At 62.9% G+C, this 17,939-nt stretch carries 16 protein-coding genes and 1 pseudogene; 9 read left to right on the forward strand and 8 right to left on the reverse strand.

Translation table 11 applies throughout. From position 1 onward, the window contains the following. Window positions 1-7 precede the first annotated feature (7 nt). Window positions 8-784 carry an ABC transporter permease gene (locus AC1RRW_RS15420; RefSeq protein WP_492901641.1) on the forward strand — a complete coding sequence of 259 codons (777 nt, stop codon included), beginning with the start codon at window positions 8-10 and terminating at the stop codon, window positions 782-784. An 88-nt stretch (window positions 785-872) separates the two neighbouring features. Here AC1RRW_RS15420 and AC1RRW_RS15425 read toward each other — a convergent pair whose 3' ends face one another. The 3 genes from AC1RRW_RS15425 to AC1RRW_RS15435 all read right to left on the reverse strand — a co-directional run bounded on the left by AC1RRW_RS15425 (window position 873) and on the right by AC1RRW_RS15435 (window position 4,418). After that, window positions 873-1,370 carry a MarR family winged helix-turn-helix transcriptional regulator gene (locus tag AC1RRW_RS15425; protein ID WP_492901642.1) on the reverse strand — a complete coding sequence of 166 codons (498 nt, stop codon included), beginning with the start codon at window positions 1,368-1,370 and terminating at the stop codon, window positions 873-875. A gap of 186 nt (window positions 1,371-1,556) precedes the next feature. Further along, on the reverse strand, window positions 1,557-3,167 hold the full coding sequence (locus AC1RRW_RS15430) for an ATP-dependent acyl-CoA ligase (RefSeq protein ID WP_492901643.1): 1,611 nt from the start codon (window positions 3,165-3,167) through the stop codon (window positions 1,557-1,559). A 345-nt stretch (window positions 3,168-3,512) separates the two neighbouring features. After that, a complete protein-coding gene (locus AC1RRW_RS15435; protein WP_492901644.1) occupies window positions 3,513-4,418 on the reverse strand; it encodes a LysR family transcriptional regulator in 906 nt (301 codons plus the stop codon). A 153-nt stretch (window positions 4,419-4,571) separates the two neighbouring features. Between AC1RRW_RS15435 and AC1RRW_RS15440 the strand changes: the two genes are divergently transcribed. From AC1RRW_RS15440 to AC1RRW_RS15450, 3 genes are all read left to right on the forward strand, one after another. Beyond that, window positions 4,572-5,555, forward strand: coding sequence for a dihydrodipicolinate synthase family protein (locus AC1RRW_RS15440; RefSeq protein ID WP_492901645.1), 984 nt, complete (start codon window positions 4,572-4,574; stop codon window positions 5,553-5,555). Between the two features lie 35 nt (window positions 5,556-5,590). Continuing rightward, window positions 5,591-6,142 (forward strand): 3-hydroxyanthranilate 3,4-dioxygenase, encoded by a 552-nt coding sequence (locus AC1RRW_RS15445; RefSeq protein WP_492901646.1) that lies wholly within the window; start codon window positions 5,591-5,593, stop codon window positions 6,140-6,142. Between the two features lie 471 nt (window positions 6,143-6,613). Then, window positions 6,614-7,339 (forward strand): hypothetical protein, encoded by a 726-nt coding sequence (locus AC1RRW_RS15450; protein WP_492901647.1) that lies wholly within the window; start codon window positions 6,614-6,616, stop codon window positions 7,337-7,339. A gap of 108 nt (window positions 7,340-7,447) precedes the next feature. On the opposite strand, the gene AC1RRW_RS15455 is transcribed toward AC1RRW_RS15450, so the two are convergent. The 5 genes from AC1RRW_RS15455 to AC1RRW_RS15475 form a co-directional block, all read right to left on the reverse strand. After that, window positions 7,448-8,248 carry an aspartate/glutamate racemase family protein gene (locus tag AC1RRW_RS15455; RefSeq protein ID WP_492901648.1) on the reverse strand — a complete coding sequence of 267 codons (801 nt, stop codon included), beginning with the start codon at window positions 8,246-8,248 and terminating at the stop codon, window positions 7,448-7,450. 115 nt (window positions 8,249-8,363) lie between these two features. After that, window positions 8,364-9,146 carry a cyclase family protein gene (locus AC1RRW_RS15460; protein WP_492901649.1) on the reverse strand — a complete coding sequence of 261 codons (783 nt, stop codon included), beginning with the start codon at window positions 9,144-9,146 and terminating at the stop codon, window positions 8,364-8,366. A 9-nt stretch (window positions 9,147-9,155) separates the two neighbouring features. Then, the gene (locus AC1RRW_RS15465) at window positions 9,156-10,406 is read right to left on the reverse strand and encodes an SDR family NAD(P)-dependent oxidoreductase (protein ID WP_492901650.1); all 1,251 of its coding nucleotides are present in this window, start codon (window positions 10,404-10,406) and stop codon (window positions 9,156-9,158) included. Continuing rightward, window positions 10,403-11,581 (reverse strand): thiolase family protein, encoded by a 1,179-nt coding sequence (locus AC1RRW_RS15470; RefSeq protein WP_492901651.1) that lies wholly within the window; start codon window positions 11,579-11,581, stop codon window positions 10,403-10,405. Before AC1RRW_RS15470 ends, AC1RRW_RS15465 begins: the two co-directional genes overlap by 4 nt. Window positions 11,582-11,599: 18 nt before the next feature. Further along, the gene (locus tag AC1RRW_RS15475; protein ID WP_492901652.1) at window positions 11,600-12,025 is read right to left on the reverse strand and encodes an organic hydroperoxide resistance protein; all 426 of its coding nucleotides are present in this window, start codon (window positions 12,023-12,025) and stop codon (window positions 11,600-11,602) included. A gap of 396 nt (window positions 12,026-12,421) precedes the next feature. On the opposite strand from AC1RRW_RS15475, the gene AC1RRW_RS15480 reads away from it, so the two are divergent. From AC1RRW_RS15480 to trpC, 5 genes and pseudogenes are all read left to right on the forward strand, one after another. Further along, window positions 12,422-14,068, forward strand: a complete 1,647-nt coding sequence (locus AC1RRW_RS15480) for a thiamine pyrophosphate-binding protein (protein WP_492901653.1) — start codon at window positions 12,422-12,424, stop codon at window positions 14,066-14,068. A gap of 303 nt (window positions 14,069-14,371) precedes the next feature. Next, window positions 14,372-14,506, forward strand: a complete 135-nt coding sequence (locus AC1RRW_RS15485) for a hypothetical protein (protein WP_492901654.1) — start codon at window positions 14,372-14,374, stop codon at window positions 14,504-14,506. Window positions 14,507-14,521: 15 nt separating this feature from the next. Continuing rightward, on the forward strand, window positions 14,522-14,974 hold the full coding sequence (locus AC1RRW_RS15490; protein ID WP_492901655.1) for an aspartate dehydrogenase: 453 nt from the start codon (window positions 14,522-14,524) through the stop codon (window positions 14,972-14,974). A gap of 259 nt (window positions 14,975-15,233) precedes the next feature. After that, the gene (locus AC1RRW_RS15495; protein ID WP_492901656.1) at window positions 15,234-16,667 is read left to right on the forward strand and encodes an NAD-dependent succinate-semialdehyde dehydrogenase; all 1,434 of its coding nucleotides are present in this window, start codon (window positions 15,234-15,236) and stop codon (window positions 16,665-16,667) included. Window positions 16,668-17,043: 376 nt separating this feature from the next. Next, window positions 17,044-17,843, forward strand: a pseudogene (gene trpC, locus AC1RRW_RS15500) (indole-3-glycerol phosphate synthase TrpC). Window positions 17,844-17,939: the final 96 nt, after the last annotated feature.

The following is a 17,939-nucleotide window of genomic DNA, read 5'->3' on the forward strand; positions in this document are numbered from 1 at the left end:
ATCGGCTATGCAGAATTTGAAATACTTTTCGGATCGAGTTGCGGCATTGAGCATCACCATATGCTCAATCCTGGGAGGATTACTTGTCTGGCAACTGGCAAGCCTGAACATCTCTCCGCTTTTCCTCCCGTCTCCGCTCATGACGTTACAGGGTTTTTTAGAGCTTTCCGAGGACGGCACGCTTCTGACGTCGATCGTTGCCTCCAGCCTGAGAATTCTGAGCGGCTGGCTGGCCGGCGTCATCGTGGGCATTCCACTTGGCATGACGATGGGCTACTTTCCGCTCGTCCAGCGACTGTTCGATCCCTATATCGAGTTCTTCCGCTTCGTACCGCCCATCGCCTTCGTGACACTGGCAGTGATCTGGCTCGGTCCCGGCGAAGCGTCGAAGGTTGCGTTGATCTTCTACACGACCGTGTTCATCGTGACGTTGAACGCGCTGGCCGGCACGCTTGCGGTTTCGGAGCTTCGCGTCAAGGCGTCGCAGGCACTGGGCGCGAGCTCTATTCAGACACTGATGACCGTGATCGTTCCCTCGACGGTACCTTATATGATTACCGGTGCGCGGATCGCGATGGGCAATTCTTTCCTGACCATCGTCTCTGCCGAAATCGTGGCGGCTCAGGAGGGGTTGGGAGCGCTGATCTGGAACGCGCGTAACTTCGGGCGAACCGAATGGGTATTCGCCGGCATCATTACCCTCGGCTTTCTGGGCTTCGTATTCGACCGGATTCTGAGATTTGTCGTACGCAAGACGTTGAGCCGCTACAGCATCGCCATGTAGCATCGGGCGGGGAGGCGGCGCGGATGCTTCGAGCGAGCACCGCTTCCCGGCGGAGTTCGCAAGAAAGTTCTGAGCTCGCCGTCCCGGCCTAATGTTCTTTCGGTCGGCGCATGGGGTCGCCCGGATTGACTTCGAGATTGCCGAGAATCCGACGCAACGTCGCGAAGAGATCCTCGGTTTCCGCCTCGCTGAAGTCACGGATCAAAGCCTTCGCGTGCCTGACGGCTGCGGGGGCAAGGTCGTGATAGATGTCGCGCCCGCGGTCTGTCAGTTCGACTTCGACCACGCGGGTGTCGTTGGCCGAAACACGCCTGATGACCAGACCGTCCCGTTCCATCTGGTCGACCAGCCGACTAAGCGCCGATTGGGATATCAGCGTCAGCCGCATGAGCTCGCTCATGTTTCGCGGCCCCTTCTTCATGACGACCATCAGGACGCGCCAGCGCTGCACGGTCACGCCATAGGGCCTCAGCCGCTCGAGGAAATTGTTGTTCAGGCTCGCCGCAATCAGATGAAACAGGTAGGGTAGATATTCCTCAAGATCCGAGAGGTCGGCCTGAAACGGCGCTTCTGAATCGTCGGTCATCGTTTGGCCTGCAGCGTCTCGCGCACTGTCTATACACTTGCCGCTCGATTTCCAATCGTCGCGCCACTCCGCTCCTCTCCGCACCGCTGAAGGTGGGATGGCGTCGTGCTTTGCTACTCACGAGATTCGTTCGAGACGATCGGTTGGCTCTTCGATGAAGAGCCCTCGACGCCGGCGCTTCAAGCGTCAGCGCCGCAGCACGACGCCCGCGGCCTCCCGATCCCAGGTCTGCGGCCCACGGCCACGCTCGCGCAGCTTGAACTTCTGCACCTTGCCGTTCTCGGTCCGCGGCAAGTCTTCGACGAATTCGATGAACCGCGGTATCGCAAAATAGGACATCCTGCCCTCGCAGAAGCGAATGATCTCCTCTTCGGTCGGCCGATAGCCGGCCCGCAGCACGATGGCAGCCATCACCTCATCCTCCGCCAGCTCGGATGCGATCGGAAAGACCGCAGCGAGTGCCACCGAGGGATGGGCGATCAGCACCTGCTCCACCTCGTATGACGAAATATTCTCGCCGCGGCGCCGGATGGCGTCCTTCATGCGGTCGACGAAGCGGTAGAAGCCGTCGGGGCTGCGGATCATCCGGTCGCCCGTATGAAGCCAGAGATTTCGCCAAGCCTCGACCGTCTTCTCCGGCATGCCGAAATAGCCGAGCGCCATCGCGTAGGGCTCGCGGGCTCGTAGGAGCAGTTCTCCCGCCTGGCCGTCCGGCAGGGGATTGTCCTCCTCGTCGACGATCAGCGCATCGAAACCGTCGGCCACGAGGCGGCCCACCCAGCCGGGGCGGCGCTCCCCCATCGTCGAGCCGATGACGGCGTTGCTTTCGGTCGTCCCGAAACCTTCCAGCAGGATCACGCCTGTCCTGCGGGTGAATTCCTCGCTCGCGTGTTGTGGAACGCCCGGCGCCAGCGCGGCGCGGATGGAGTGCTCGCGTTCGGAAGCCCCTTCAGGCCTCGACAGCAGCATCGGCGCCATCGCGCCAAGCAGGTAGGTGATGGTCGCGCCGGAGGCCTGCATCGCAGCCCAATAACCAGAGACCGAGAACTTCGCCTCGACCACTTGCGTCGCCCCGAAAAGGAGCGCCTGGAAGAAGCAGTTCAGGGCATTGGTATGGAACAAGGGAAGTGGCGTGTGGAGGACGTCCTTTTCCCGCACGCCCAGTTGCCTGCCGGTATAGAAGCCCCACCAGAAGAACTGGCCGTGAGGACAGACGACGCCCTTGGAAAGGCCGGTCGTTCCCGACGTGTAGAGAATGGTGAGCGGATCGCCTTGTCCGATCCGCGCAGCGGGAACCGGCGCCGCGGGCTGTGGCAGAGGGGCGACTGGGATCGGCAGATCGGGCCATCTGTCATTGCTCCCACCGCCGATGACCCAAACCGCCTCGACTGCGAGCTTGGCGAAATCTAGCCCATCGAGAGCCTGAAGCAGATTGCCCTCGATGATCAGGAGCTTCGCGCTGGAATTCGATAGGATGTGCTGGAACTGGAAGCCACGAGAGGCGGTGTTGATCGGCACCGAAACCGCGCCCATCCAGCCACAGCCGAGGAAGATCGACATGAATTCAGGGCGGTTGGAGCACATGATCGCGACACGGTCGCTTTGTACCACCCCAGCCGCGGCCAGCGCTCCGGCATATCCCCCAGCCTGATCCAGCGCCTCCGCGAAGGTCCAGCTGGTATCGAGGCAGGAGAACAGTTCCCTGCTCGAAAAGCGCTGCTGCTGCTTCTGCAGGATGGCCGGCAGCGTCCTGATCGAGGGCGCGAATTCCGTCACCGGATCGAAGGCCATTGTCATTTTTACCCCCTTGAGAGCCGGCCCCGCCGAACCCGCGACTAGCCCGGACCCAAGATAAAGTCTGCCAGATGTCATTTCATATGACAAATCATATTTCTTTATCCTGTGCGCGAATCGCGCTTCCGTGTTTCGTCGAACTGCAGGCCAGGGAAGCAGATACGAGGCGGATGTACCGCAGCCGGATCGTATCCGGCATCGGTCGCCCTCACGCCTGATTTGCCCATCCAGGAGAGGGGGCGGGTGGCAATTGGGTGTCAGCTTGGTCGAACTTCAGGCAATGAACATCCGCCGGCCCGTTCGCAGGCTTGAACCGGCATAAGGGTGTGCCGGCGCTGGGGAGCGGACCTATTCCTCGCTGGGTACGAGCTGCCTGACGAAACGATGCAACACCGCCTCGAAGGCCGAAAGCGCGGGCGAAACCGAGCGGCCACTGGGTCGGACGAGGACGATGTTGCGCGTGATCGAAGGCTCGATCAGTGGCCGCGCTACGATCGCGGGGCGCGCGACCGCACGCGCATAGGTCGGCAATACGGCGATGCCAAGCCCGGCCTCGACCAGCGCCAGCGCCGTTGTGATTTGAGCGACTTCATAACTCGGTTTCAGCGGGATTTGGGCGCTTTCATAGCCGACTTCGACAAGAAGGCGTATTCCGCTATCGCGCGTCAAGGTGACCAGGTTCTCATCGGCGAGTTCGCGCCATGCCACCGCATCGCGCCGGGCGAAAGGGCTGCCCCGGCCACAGAACAGCATGAGGCTGTCATGCGCCAAGGGCTGGCGCTCAATATTGTCCTCCAGCGCCGAGAAGGTGCCGATGCCGCAATCGGCCCTGCCGAAGCGCACCGCCTCGACGATCATATCGTTGCGTGCATCGAAGATAGCCACCTGCAAACCGGGATGCTTCTGCCGTAGCGCAGCCATGGCAGGGGGCATGATAACCGCGGCGAGCAGCGGCGGAGCCGCCACGACGATCCGCCCGCGCCTGCGCTCGGCGAGTCCGTTGGCATTCAACACGGCCGTATCGAGATCCTGCATGATCTTCAGCGCGGCGCCGTGGAACTCACGACCGCCCTCGGTGAGCTCTACCCGGCGGGTCGTGCGGTCGAGCACGCGGATGCCAAGTTCTCGCTCCAGTTCGCGCACGAGCTGAGACAAGGCTGGCTGCGCCATGTGCAGCCGCTCGGCCGCCTTGGTGAAGGTGCCTTGCTCCGCGACCGCGAGCAAGGCCTGGATCTGGCGCAGCGTGATCGCCATGGGAGCCCCGATTTATAGTGTTTGGTTCCAAATTCATACGAATGTTGCGAGTTGTCGTATAGCCCGCAAGTGCGATCATTGGCAGGCCGCCTCCATTAGGCTGCGGTGCGGCCTGGCGCCGGACATTTCCGATGTGGGAGTGGAACCAGCTTCATGAAATACGCCAAGAAGGACGCCAAGGCCTATGCCCGCGCCCATATGAAAGGAATCTGGGCAGCGGCGCTCACCCCCTTCACCGAGCGTCTCGCGATCGACGAGGATGGTTTTCGCCAGAATATCCATCACTGGACGCAGGATCTCGGGATTGACGGCCTGTTCATCGCCGGCAAGCAGGGCGAGTTCTTCTCGATGTCGATCGAGGAGCGCAAGAAGAGTTTCGAACTGGCGGTCGAGGCCACGGCCGGCAAAGGTCAGACGATCATGTCCTGCTCGGACCAGAACATGGACGTCGTGATTGATCTGGCGAAGCATGCCCAGAAGGTCGGCGCCGACTACATCGTCGTGCACGCGCCGATCCTGCACTTCTTCAAGGCGCAGGACGAGACGCTCTACGAGTACTACCGGACCATCGCCGAGAAGGTCGATATCGGCATCGCGCTCTGGAGCCACCCGGATTCCGGCTACCTAATGAGCCCGCAGCTCTGCAACCGGCTCGCCGATATCGAGAACGTCGTCGCGATCAAGTACAGCGTGCCCCGGCCGATGTATGCGGAGCTCACGCGGCTCGCCGGCGACCGCATTCTGGTCAGCACCGCTTCCGAGGAGGAATGGCTCGACAACATCCTCGAGCTCGGCTGGCAGCTCTATCTCTGCTCCTCGCCGCCCTATCTGATCCAGACGGCGAACGACCGGCGCATGCGCGAATACACCGATCTCGCCTTCCGCGGCGAGGCCGATAAGGCTCACGCCATTCGCGACAGCCTGAACCCGGTGCGCGAGGCCCTGCGCGGCACGCGCCCGGCCGAGAAGCCGCATGCGCACCAGAAATACTGGCAGGGCCTGCTCGGGCAGGTCGGTGGACGCGTCAGGCCGCCGATGCTGGAGCTGACCGAGACCGAGAAGGCCGCGACGCGTGCCGCTTTTGAAAATTGCGGGCTCACGCTCACCACTGGCCGGACCTTGGCGAAGGCCGGCTGAGACGCGATCAGGACGAGAAAACGGGAGAGACAGATATGGCGACCGAAGGGCGGCTCAAGGCTTTCAGTTTCAAGAAATGGATCGAGGAGCACGAGCACTTGCTCAAGCCGCCGGTCGGCAACCAGCAAATCTGGACCGATTCCGACCTGATGGTGACGGTGGTCGGCGGCCCGAACCAGCGCACCGATTTCCATGACGACCCGGTCGATGAGTTCTTCTATCAACTCAAGGGCGACATGATGCTCAAGGTCGTCGACGACGGGAAGCATTACGACGTGACCATCCGCGAGGGCGAGATATTCCTGCTGCCGCCGCATGTGCGCCACTCGCCGCAGCGACCCCAGGAAGGCTCGATCGGGCTCGTGGTCGAGCCGAAGCGTCCCGAGGGCTGGCTCGACGCTTTCGAATGGTATTGCTTCGAATGCCAGGGCCTCGTCCATCGCGTCGAGGTCGACCTCGTCAGCATTGTCGACGACCTGCCGCCGCTCTATCGAGAGTTCTACGGCGACGAGCAGGCCCGCACCTGCCCGCATTGCGGCACCTTGCATCCCGGCAAGGAACCGCCGGCGGGCTGGGTTTGCCTCTGAGCGTCGAGTGTGGCCGGCCCGCACTTTATGGCTTTCGCGTGCCGGCCCGAAATTATTCTAAGCTTAGACCCTTTGAAAATCCGACATCCATGATCGGAGGGGGAAACCCGTGAAGAGCTGTCAATCAGTGGTTTTGGAATGAGCTGGCAGCTGCCATCTGGCAGGCAATAGCGGAAGGCGGGCAAAGGCGCTGAACGGTACCACGTTGTTCGGCGGCTTCGACTAGTGGAGTACGGTGTGCTGTCGCCAGGAAGCATCTGCGGCGTGGGAGCTAGGGCTCGGTCGCACCGCCGGGGGTGCATATGTCCCGGAATTGAACAGCCTGTCGGCGTGGGAAAGGATGCTTTCTAGATGATGTATATTTTAGAGCATTATTACTTATGAGATTGAGGTGCCATGTTATTGCACTTTCCAAATTGAGTAGAATTCTTCAATAGAAGCTATCTTAAACAGAATTTGAGGGAAGCGAAGATGAGATTTTCATTTCTACTGTTTGCGGAGGCGGCGGATGGCACAAGTCCGGTCTTCGGGGCAGCCGAACTTGCCGCCGTTTCAGGCATCGTCGAGAGGACGCCGAAGCTTACGGCGGCCAATCTCTACATTCCCGGAAAGGCGAAGGACCGGTTCAGGGACGAGGAGGTCGCGCCGGTCTTCGGCATGCAGCTCTATTTCGACGAGCTTTCCGATCTCGAAGCGGCGATCTGTCCCAGGGGAGAACTTCAACAACTTGCCGACCTGGAGGCATTCTCGAGCCGCCGAAACCTAAACATCACCCAGCAGGCTATGTATGTCAGGCCGTTTCCAGTCGACCATCCCGGCCTGGATAACGCCGGCAATGGCAATCCCTGTTCGTACGTAGTCCATTACCCAGGTCCGGCCTACGACCTCAATGCTTGGCTCGATCATTACCTCAGCCATCATCCCCAGATCATGCGGACGTTCCCCGGAATCAGGGGTATCGAAATTCTGACACGCGTAGACTGGGTCGGGTTCCTGCCTTGGACACGGGTGGATCACATGCAGCGCAACCGTGTCCTGTTCGACAGCCAGGTGGCGTTGACGCAGGCGCTCCAGTCACCTGCGCGCATCGCCATGCGTGACGACTTCCAGAATTTTCCGCCCTTCGACGGCGGCAACTGCCACTATCCGATGGAAACGCTGGCGCTTGCGCCCCGGCTTGCTGCCGCGGCGCGGTGAGCGGCATCCTGCGGCTCATGCTGCCCCGGCAAGCCGTACGGTGTTGCGCGGCAATGTATGGCGCTTTTACTTTGTTTCCGTAGCGTTATCGCGGCTCCGGATCAGGCTTTACTCAACGCCCGGACGATCGGCCCTGCCGTGCGTCATCAGGGCCCGGAAGTCCGCGATGGCTTGAGGGTGGGCCTTGGCGAAGGACGGCCCCCGGCTCGGCTCGATACCATTGAGGGCTTTCAGCCTGACCTGCATCTCGACGCTCTTCAGCGCGACCGCCGCGCAGTTTACGATCGGCGCGTGCCCGACGCGCAGACCATACTCGCAGCCCATCAGGAGCCCCGGCAGAACACCAGCCGGAACGATTACGTCGGCACCCGATTGGACCATGGGCTCGGCGATCGTGCAGAATGCCTCGATCAGGCGCGCCTTCGCGTCGACATCGCCAGCGAATGCCGCTGAGAAGTCAGAGGGGATGGCATTGAGACCGCCGATATGGCTGATGCGGTCGCGCAGGCCGTAGCGGTCGCCCTGCTCCTGGAACCAGACGCCATAGATCTGGTCGATCGAGATCAGCGCGATATTGCGGCCCATCTGCGCTGCGTAGTGAAGCGTCACTTCCCCGGTGCCGATCACGGGAATCGAAACCGCCGAGCGAAGCTCGTAAAGCCCCGGATCCTGGAAATGTCCCATGACGATGGCATCGTAGCCAGCCTCCTCGGCCGAGATGCCGCTGTCGATCGCCAGAGCCGCGCAGCGGAACTCGGATAGCCGTCCGAATGCGCGGTCGGGCGGACTCATGCCGAACACCTCAACGCGGGTATCGGGCTCGGCAATGTCATTCAGGTATTGCGACAGCCTGACGAGGTATTCGCGGCTCGCCGTGGCGTCGATGAAGCTTTGCCAGAATATGCGCATGCGTCTCCCCCTCTCTGAAAATCCGGCGTGTCCTCGGCCGCGAGGTTGGACGCCTGCCGCGGCCGAAGCCGCGTCTCGATCCTTCGCCCATCCTTCTCGCTTGTCGGCGCGCGCCTCAGGCGGCGGGAGTTAGAGCGAGCACGCGCAAGGGGCTGCCCGAGCCATTCAGGATCTTCAGCGGTGCCGCGATGACGGTGGCGCCAGTCGCGGGGAGAAGATCGAGATTGCAGAGGCATTGCAGCCCATATCGGCCACCTCCATGGAGGTAGTGATGGGCCGGATAAGGCGGCTGGAAATGCCCGGCTTGCCCCGCATCCGTTCCGATCGTCTCCGTGCCGAAGCCGAGAATCCCGCGTTCATCGACCAGCCAGCGAACGACCTCCGCATCCGGACCCGGCGTGTGGGCGCCGTCCTCGCGCAAATTCGCGTAGGACGCGCCCGAGCGTTTCGACCAGTCTGTCCGCATGAAGACCCATGTCCCGGCCGAGATACGGCCATGCCGCTCTTCCCAGGCCAGAACCTCGTTCTTCGTCAGCAGGAAATCATGGTCTGCAGCCGCGGCATGCGAGCAGTCGATGATGCCGACAGGGGCAATCATGTGCTGGACCGGCAGGGTATCGACCGAATTCAGGGGCAGGTCGCGTCCCGTATACCAGTGGATCGGGGCATCGAAATGCGTGCCGGTATGCTCCCCAAAGGTAATGTTGTTCCAGTACCAGGCAGGGCCGGTCTCATCGTAGCGGGAAATGCATTCGATCCGGACCGGCGAGGATTGCCCCAGTTCCGGCGGCATGACGATGGTCGGGAAGTCTGGTGAAAGCGTCTGGGTGAGATCGACGATCTTCAGCGTGCCGGCGGATAGCTCGCTGCTCAGGAGCGGCAGAACGGACGTGACCATGGGATCTCCTCATCTCTTCGCAGCGGACAGCTCGCGTTCCAGAGCTTTCGGGTTGGCTTCCAGTCTCTGGAGGATGTCCTTGGCGTAGTCGCCGACATAAATCTCTTCGAGGCCGCCGAGCAGCCCTGACAGAATGGCATCCGCGATGGCCTGGTATCCGACCTTGGGCTGCGAGTAGGTCTGATACCACTCGTTCTCCGTTGGACCGGTGATTACGTTCAGCAGCCTGACCCCTCCCTGCGCCAGCTCGGAACGCAGAATACGGGACAGGGCGTGCGCCGCGGCTTGGGTGACGGCGTAGCCGCCGAGATCGGGCGCCTGAGCCTGGCCGAAAATCGACAGAAGGTTCACCCAGGCAACCGCGCTCCTGCCTCCATCGGCGCCGCGCGAGCGCATCGTGGGCGCCATCGCCTGCGATAGCCTCAGCGTGCCGAACACGACGGTCTCCATGGCTTCCCTGATCGAATTCATCTGGTTGGGAGCCAGAATGCCGCCGGGCCGGAGGAAATCGGTGGTGTTGATCAGGATCTCGATCTTGGCGCCGTAGTCGCGGGCCAGATCCTGGACCGATTTCTCGCTGGCGAGTTCGAGAGGGACCACGAAGACGTCCTCGAACGCCTCCAGCTTCGTGATATCCGGATACGGCTTCCATTCGCTCGGGACTCCGACGTAGATTTCGTCGGCTCCGGCCTTTCTTAGGGCCTTGACGAGCGGCAGGGTGACCGGGTTACGGCCATCGGTGATCAGGATGCGGCGATGCCGGGGGGATGCGATCATTTCTCGCCATTGCTTGTCGTCGCTGAGGTCGGGGTGCCCGTCCATTGGAGCAGCGTAGAGAACCGCCTGCCCCGCCTTGTCGAGCTTGAGGTGCATCCTGACCCGCATTTCCTCGCGGCAGGCGGTATGAAGGTGGCAGATCGCGACCGGCCCGCAATCGAGCTTCACCAGCCCGACAAGCCAGGGCGCGCGCTCGCGGAAATAATTGTCGGCCGGAACGTCGATAAGAGTCAGGGAGGCGAGGGTGCCGCCTGTGGGGGCATCGGCGATTTCGAAGTTGTCCGACAAGCAGGCTGCGCAGGCCTCGGGCGCGGGGTATGCGAAAGTACCGCAGGCTCTGCAGCGATGGAGTGCGAAGCCCCCGTGCGCCGCGGCTTTCGTGAGGTCATGCGCGCGCCGGCTGCGCGGGACTGGCGGAAGCAGCGCGACCGGCGTCCGCGCTTGCGGATTCTTGCGCTTCGGTTTGGTGAGGGCGTCGCTCATAGGTCTTGTCCGGCGATGATGATCGCTCCGGACCCAAGTCCGCGATCGTAGTTGATCATGCCGAAGCCGGAGGCCAGGGACAGCCGTGCCCCCGCGACTTGAGTGGGACCTGCGCTGTCCGTGACCTGCCGGATCGCTTCCACGATACCGAGATGCCCGCCTGCCGCTCCAGCCTGCCCAACCGACAGCTGGCCGCCCGAAGTGTTGTGCGGAAAGGTGCCGGCTACGGTGAAATCATGGTGGCGGACGAAGGCGGGGCCTTCGCCCTTTGCACAGAAGCCGAGGTCCTCGAACTGCATCATAGAGATGACGGGGTAGTCGTCATAAGTCTGGACGAGGTCGATGGCGCCGGGAGCGATGCCGGCCATCGCATAAAGCTCGCCGATATCGGCGGCCCATCCGCCGCGCTCCTGCACGACGTCGCCCGTAGTCGCATTATGCCGTTCGATCGTCGACAGCAGTCGGGCGAACGGCAGGCCCTGCAGACGGGCTGTCTCCTCGCGCATGACCAGGAAAGCCTCGGCCCCGGCGCAAGGCATGACACAGTCGAACAGATGGATCGGATCGGAGATGACACGCGCCGACATGTAGGCTTCGAGCGTCAGCGGCTTTTTCATCAGCGCGTGCGGGTTGCGCAGCGCATTGTCGCGCTGCGAGACCGCGAGCTTGCCGAAATCCTCGCGCTTCGCCCCGTATTTGCTCATATAGTTGCGGGCGATCAGGGCGAAGCTCGCATTAGGCCCCCCGCTGCCATAGGGGTAGACGGCGTCCTGCGAGAAGCGGGAGAAATACTCCAGCGACTGGCGGAACGACTCGATGTGATTGGTGTCCGCGCCGATACAGGCGACGATCTCGGCGTCGCCCGACTGGACGGCACGCGCGGCCTTGCGCAGCGAAACGATGCCCGAAACGCCGCCCATCGGCACGAATTCAAGGAAGCGTGGGCTCAGGCCGAAATGCTGGGTCAGCCCGATCGCCGTATCGGGCGCGGTGGAGAAGCTGGAGATCGATAAGCCGTCAAAGTCCTTATGGGAAATGCCCGAAGCTTGGACCAGCCCGGCCAGCGCCCGGCCGATCCACCAAGCGGTGCTTTCGGGGGAGTAGCGTCTGTAAGGCACGGTGACGGGCACGGCGAGAACGATGCCCTCGTAAGCGTGCCTGTCCCTCCCGGCCATTCCGCTTTTCCTTCACTCTCAGGCAATGGTAAGTATGACGTCGACATTTCCCCGCGTGGCGTTCGAATAGGGACAGCGTTCATGGGCACCGGCCACGATCTCTTCGGCGAGTGACCGTTCGATGCCCGGCAGCGTGACGATCAATTCGACGGCCAGCGCATAGCCCACGGCCACCGGCCCGATTCCGACGAGTGCGGAAACGGTCGTCTCGTCGGACAGCGAGATCTTGCGGGTACGTGCCACGAGCTTCACCGCCCCGAGGAAACAGGCTGAGTAACCGGCTGCGAAGAGTTGTTCCGGATTGCTGCCAGCACCGCCCGGGCCGCCGAGCCCCGGCGGGACGTGCAGCGGCATCCGCAGATTGCCGTCTTCGCTTTCGACCCGGCCCTCGCGCCCGCCGAAAGCAGTCACCCTGGCTTGGTAGAGGATTTTCTCAGGTGTCATACGGCTTCCCGTCATGGATGTTGAGATCGATCAGCATCACAGCGCAAATCGCTATATATGACAATTCATGTTTCATTATGAATTTAGAGATGCGGACGATCAATGCGATGCTTGGCATCTCGCTGCCCTCCTTCTTTCCGTGACGATCCGGCCAAGAGGCCAGAGCCCACAATTCATAGGGCGCCCGTCTGAATTAATAGCCGAAATATGAATTTTCATATTCTCGGCATTTGCCTATAATCGCCTCATCGAGACGGTGGGTCGCCGCGATGCGGCCCGGATCTCGCGCGTGTCTTTTTGGGCTAGCCCAACCCAGGCGGGGAAAGCGGTCATATGGCCGTCGGACCGGCCGAGGAACGGCAAGCGCAGGGACCGGCACAGCGGAGGGGATGTGAAGTGAAGATCGGCGAAGGTATCGGTATCGCGCTTACGCGGCTTGGCGTAAGCCGGGTTTTCGGTGTGGTGGGCAGCGGCAATTTTCACGTCACCAACGGACTGGTGAGCGGCGGGGCGGAATTCGTCGCTGCCCGGCATGAAGGCGGCGCCGCGACCATGGCCGATTCCTACGCCAGGATGAGCGGGGAGGTCGGGGTTCTGTCGGTGCATCAGGGTTGCGGCCTGACCAACGCCATCACCGGCATCGCCGAAGCGGCGAAGAGTCGGACGCCGCTTCTCGTCCTCAGCGGGGAGGTTCTCGATCCCGCCTCGAATTTCTTCATCGACCAGGACAGCCTCGCCGAATCCGTCGGCGCGGTTTCGCTGCGGGCGCGCTCGGGCGCGACGGCACTGTCCGATCTTCAGAAGGCGTTTTCGGTCGCGCAGAGGGACCGGCGGACGGTGCTCTTCAATCTGCCGCTGGACGTGCAGGAAGAGCCTTGCCCGGCGGGGCGCCTCCATCTCGTGAAGCCTCTTCCGGCCCTTCCGAAGCCCGGAGCCGCGCCGGAAAGCACGCTCGCGCTCATCGACATCCTGAAGGCGGCGCGTCGGCCCGTGTTCATCGCCGGCCGCGGCGCGCGCGGAGCGGCAGCCCGCGAGGCGCTCAAGCAATTGGCGGAGGATGTCGGCGCGCTTCTCGCAGAAGGCGCGGTCGCCAAGGGGCTTTTCGAGGGGACCCCTTGGTCGATCGGTGTTTCTGGCGGCTTCTCGTCGCCGCTAACAGTCGAACTGATCCGGAACGCCGACGTGGTGGTTGGTTGGGGGACGACGCTCAATAAATGGACGACCCGCCACGGTCACATCCTCGGGGATGGCGTGAGGCTGGTCCAGGTCGATCTCGAAGCGCGCGAGCTGGCCAAGAACAGGCCCGTCGAACTCGGCATCGTGGGCGACGTCGCGGTGACGGCGCGCGCCGCCAGCGACATGCTCAGAGGTAGCAATTATAAGACTGCCGGCTATCGCTCGCCCGATCTCGCAAAGCGAATCTCGGAGAGGGTCCTGTGGCGTGATGTCGACTATCGCGACGAGAGCACGCAAAGCGAGATCGACCCCCGAACCCTATCCATCGCGCTCGACGACATCATTCCGAGGGAACGGGTCGTCTCCGTCGATTCTGGGAACTTCCTCGGGTATCCCAGCATGTATTTGAAGGTGCCCGACGAGAACGCCTTCTCGTTCACCCAAGCGTTCCAATGCGTCGGGCTGGGGCTTGCGACCGCGATCGGCGCCGCCTTAGCCCAGCCCGGCCGCTTCCCCGTCGCGGCTTGCGGAGACGGAGGTTTCTTCATGGGCATCTCGGAGCTCGAGACAGCGGTGAGGCTCAAGCTCGGCATGCTGATCGTCGTCTATAACGACCATGCCTATGGCGCGGAGGTCTATCATTTCGCACCCCATGGCCATGCCGTCGAAACCGTGACATTCCCCGACAGCGATATCGCGTCGATCGCTCGCGGCTATGGTGCAGACGGTGTCACGGTCCGTAGCAAGGCGGATCTGGAAGCCGTAAAGGCCCTGGTCTCGAAGGGGCTGGAGAGGCCGCTCGTCGTCGACGCCAAGATTGTCGGCAAGAGTTCCTGGTGGCTTGAGGAAGCCATGAGCGTGCATTGATTCATTCCGCGCTCGCGACGGCCGCGCCATGACCCACCGTGCCCGCAAACCGCTGCGCCTCGCCCAGATCGGTTGGGGCGCGATCAACCGGCGCATCGCCACCTTGCTGGCCGGCCCCTCCGACATCGCGATCGTCGCCATCGGTGTCCGCGACGCGGCGAAGACGGCGGACATCCCCGGAGGCGCCCGCCTCGTCACCGACCCGCAGGACCTCGCCGGCCTCGATCTCGATCGTGCAAGGACACCGAGACGCGCGCGAAGGGCGGGCGGGCCCCAAAGGGTGGGGCCCGTCCGTATCTGGTGGTGGAAGCCGCCGGACGCGAATCGGTCGCCATCTGGGGCGAGGCGGCGCTGACGCACGCCCCTGCCTTCGCCGTCGCCTCGACCAGCGCCTTCTGCAACACAGGTCTGCTCGATCGCCTGCTCGCCGCCGCATAGACGACCGGCAGCCAGTTGCTGATCCCGCCCGGGGCGCTCGCCGGCATCGACGGCTTCGCCGCCGCCGCGCTCCTGCCGCTGGACGAGGTCGTCCATCGCATCGTCAAGCCGCCCCAGGCCTGGCGCGGCACCGCGGCCGAAAGCCTCGTTGCGCTCGACGGGATGACGCAGCCGGCCACCTTTTTCGCCGGTACGGCACGCGAAGCCGCCTCGCGCTTCCCCCAGAACGCCAATGTTGCGGTCATCATGGCGCTCGCCGGCTTCGGGCTCGACCGTACCCGCGTCGAGCTCGTGGCGGACCCAAGCGCAGGCGGCAACGGCCACCAGCTCAGCATCCGCGGTGATTTCGGCAAGCTCGACCTCGCGATCGAGAACCGTCCGCTGGCCTCCAATCCGAAATCCTCGGAGATGACGGCGCTCGGCCTCGTCCGGCTGATCGAGAACCGCATCTGCCCGCTGCTGCGCTGACCCCCTGCCGCATCATGCTCGGGCTTGACCCGAGCATCTCGGAAACCAGCGTCTTCTCGTCACGAGATTCTCGGGTCGAAGCGGCGCTTCGCCCGAGAATGACGCCAGTGGCGAGCCGCTCCGGAATTCATAATCACTTCATCTGAATTTATCTGATTTATCCGACTGGATCGCGCAATGAGCCGCGCCCTATCGTCCTTGCCAGAATGGCGGTCCCCACCGGATCGTGACGCTGAACGCACCGCCAGCTGAGGCCTGCATGACGACCTATCCCGATCTCAAGCTCTATATCGGCGGCGCCTGGCGGAAGACCGCTGAAGAGCTCCCGGTCCTCAACCCGGCCGATGAGAACGTGCTCGGTGCCGTGCCGGTCGCCTCCAAGGCCGATCTCGACGATGCGCTTGCCGCCGCGGCCGAGGGCTTCAGGATCTGGAGCCAGACCTCGCCGCGCGAGCGAGCAGAGATCATGCTCAAGGCCACTGCGCTGATGCGCGCACGCACCGAGGAGATCGCCCATGCGATCACCCTCGAACACGGCAAGCCTTTCAGCCAAGCCTGCCGCGAAGTGGTCCGCGGCTGCGAGTTTTTCGAATGGGACGCGGCCGAGGGCCAGCGGACCTATGGCCGCGTCGTGCCGAGCGAGCCCGGCATCCGCTATGTCGTGCTGCGGCAACCGGTCGGCACGGTCGCGGCTTTCTCGCCCTGGAACTTCCCGATGAGCCAGCCCTCGCGCAAGATCGCGGGCGCGCTCGCCGCCGGCTGCTCGATAATCATCAAGGCCGCCGAGGAGACGCCGGCCGGCGCGCTCCATATCGCCCGCGCCTTGCATGATGCCGGCCTGCCGCCCGGCGTCTTCAACCTCGTCTTCGGCGTGCCGGCCAAGATCTCGGGCTATCTCATTCCGCAGGCCCAGATCCGGCTCGTTGCCTTCACCGGCTCGACCGCCGTCGGCAAGCACCTCTCGGAGCTCGCCGCCCGGCACATGACGCCGGTGTTGATGGAGCTCGGCGGCCATGCCCCGGTCATCGTCTGCGACGATGTCGATCCCGTCGCCGCCGGGCATCTCTCCGCCACGCGCAAGATCCGCAATGCCGGCCAGGTCTGCACCTCGCCGACGCGCTTCTTCGTGCAGGAGGCGGTCTTCGAGCGCTTCAGCCGAAGCTTCGTCGAGAAGGCCCGCAGCACAATCGTCGGTAACGGGCTCGATGCGGCGACGCAGATGGGTCCGGTCGCCAATCATCGCCGCATCGAGGCGCTGGAGGCGCTGACGGCCGATGCCCGCGCCCGCGGCGGGCGCGTCCTCACCGGCGGCGAGCGCATCGGCAATCGCGGCTATTTCTTCCCGCCGACCGTGCTGACGGAGCTGCCCGACGATGCTCGCGCCTTGCGCGAGGAGCCCTTCGGCCCGATGGCGATCATCAACCCGGTCCGTTCGGTCGAGGAAGCCATCGAGAAGGCGAATTCCCTGCCCTTCGGCCTCGCGGCCTACGGCTTCACTCATTCCGCCGCCCGCGCCGACATGATGGCGGAGGGCATCGAGGCCGGAAACGTCTCGATCAACACGCTGGAAGCCTCGGTAGCGGAAGTGCCCTTCGGCGGCGTCAAGGACAGCGGCTATGGCCGCGAGGGCGGCGCCGAAGGCCTCGACCACTACACGCATGTGAAGACTGTCTCGCACCGGATGACGATTTAGCCTCTTCTGCTCTTGCCGCCCGGCGGCAGGCGGTCGGTGGCGATCGGCACGGCGTCGGCCCGATGGCGGGCTCGGATCTTGGGTAGCAAGAGGTCGAGGAAATGTGATCATTAACGACAGATTATGTTCCGGCGGTCGGCGCAAATGACGGAAAAACGGCGTCAGACGCAAGTTTGCGAAACGTTTAACATGAGTGGTAAGCGTTCTTGCGGTGAAGGGCCATCTGCGGCGAGAAAGTTCCAGCTTCGGCATGCGCCGCTTCGGTATCCAAACCCTCGCGGAGTAGCCTCCGCCGTCGTTGCCGCATTGCACGACCGACGAAATCCGAGTGCCTACCGGCGAGGCCTCAGCCAAACTCGGACTGACGGGGATCACGATGTCCGACATACTCAAGCGAATTACAGCCTATAAGCGGGAGGACGTAGCGGCGGCTCGCACGCCTGAAGCCGTACTTGTCGCTGAAGCGGCCAATTCCGCGCCGTCTCGTGGCTTCGAGGCCGCGCTTCTCGCACGATCTCGCGAAGGTCGCATTGGCCTCATCGCTGAAATCAAACGCGCGAGCCCCTCCCGCGGTATCATCCGGGAGGATTTCGAGCCGACCCAGCTTGCGATGGCGTATGAGCGCGGCGGTGCTGCCTGCCTATCGGTATTGAGCGACAAAGCGTCGTTTCATGTGCGCCAGAGCATCTCATCGCTGCCAGGGCGGCATGCAAGCTTCCAGTCATCCAGAAAGATTTCCTGATTGATCCCTATCAGATTCTTGAGGGGCGCTCCTGGTCCGCCGACGTAATTCTGATCATCATGGCAGCAGTATCTGACCAACTCGCAGCTGAGCTCGAGGCGACGGCATTTCAGCACGGGATGGATGTAATCTTGGAGGTGCATGACGATTTCGAACTCGAAAGCGCACTGCATCTTCGTTCACGGCTAATCGGCATCAACAATCGCAATCTCAACACGTTCGAGCAGTCGCTAAGTGTAACCCAGCGTCTCGCGCCACTCGTGCCGACTGATCGCCACGTAATTGCGGAAAGTGGAATTTTCACGCGGGATGACTGTCGGCTTCTGGTCGAGCAGGGCATCACGAGCTTCCTCGTCGGCGAGGGGTTAATGCGACATAGCGATGTAGAGGCGGCCACGCGGACCTTGCTCGGAGAGACGCCTCTGGTTTCATGAACCCCCCAATTCAGTCTCCACGAAACCGGCAGCAGGTCAAAGGGCTCATGCCAGAGCACCCGTCTATTTGCATGTCTTGGGGAGGATTGGCGAAAT

Source organism: Allobosea sp. GW821-FHT12C12 (assembly GCF_058807355.1).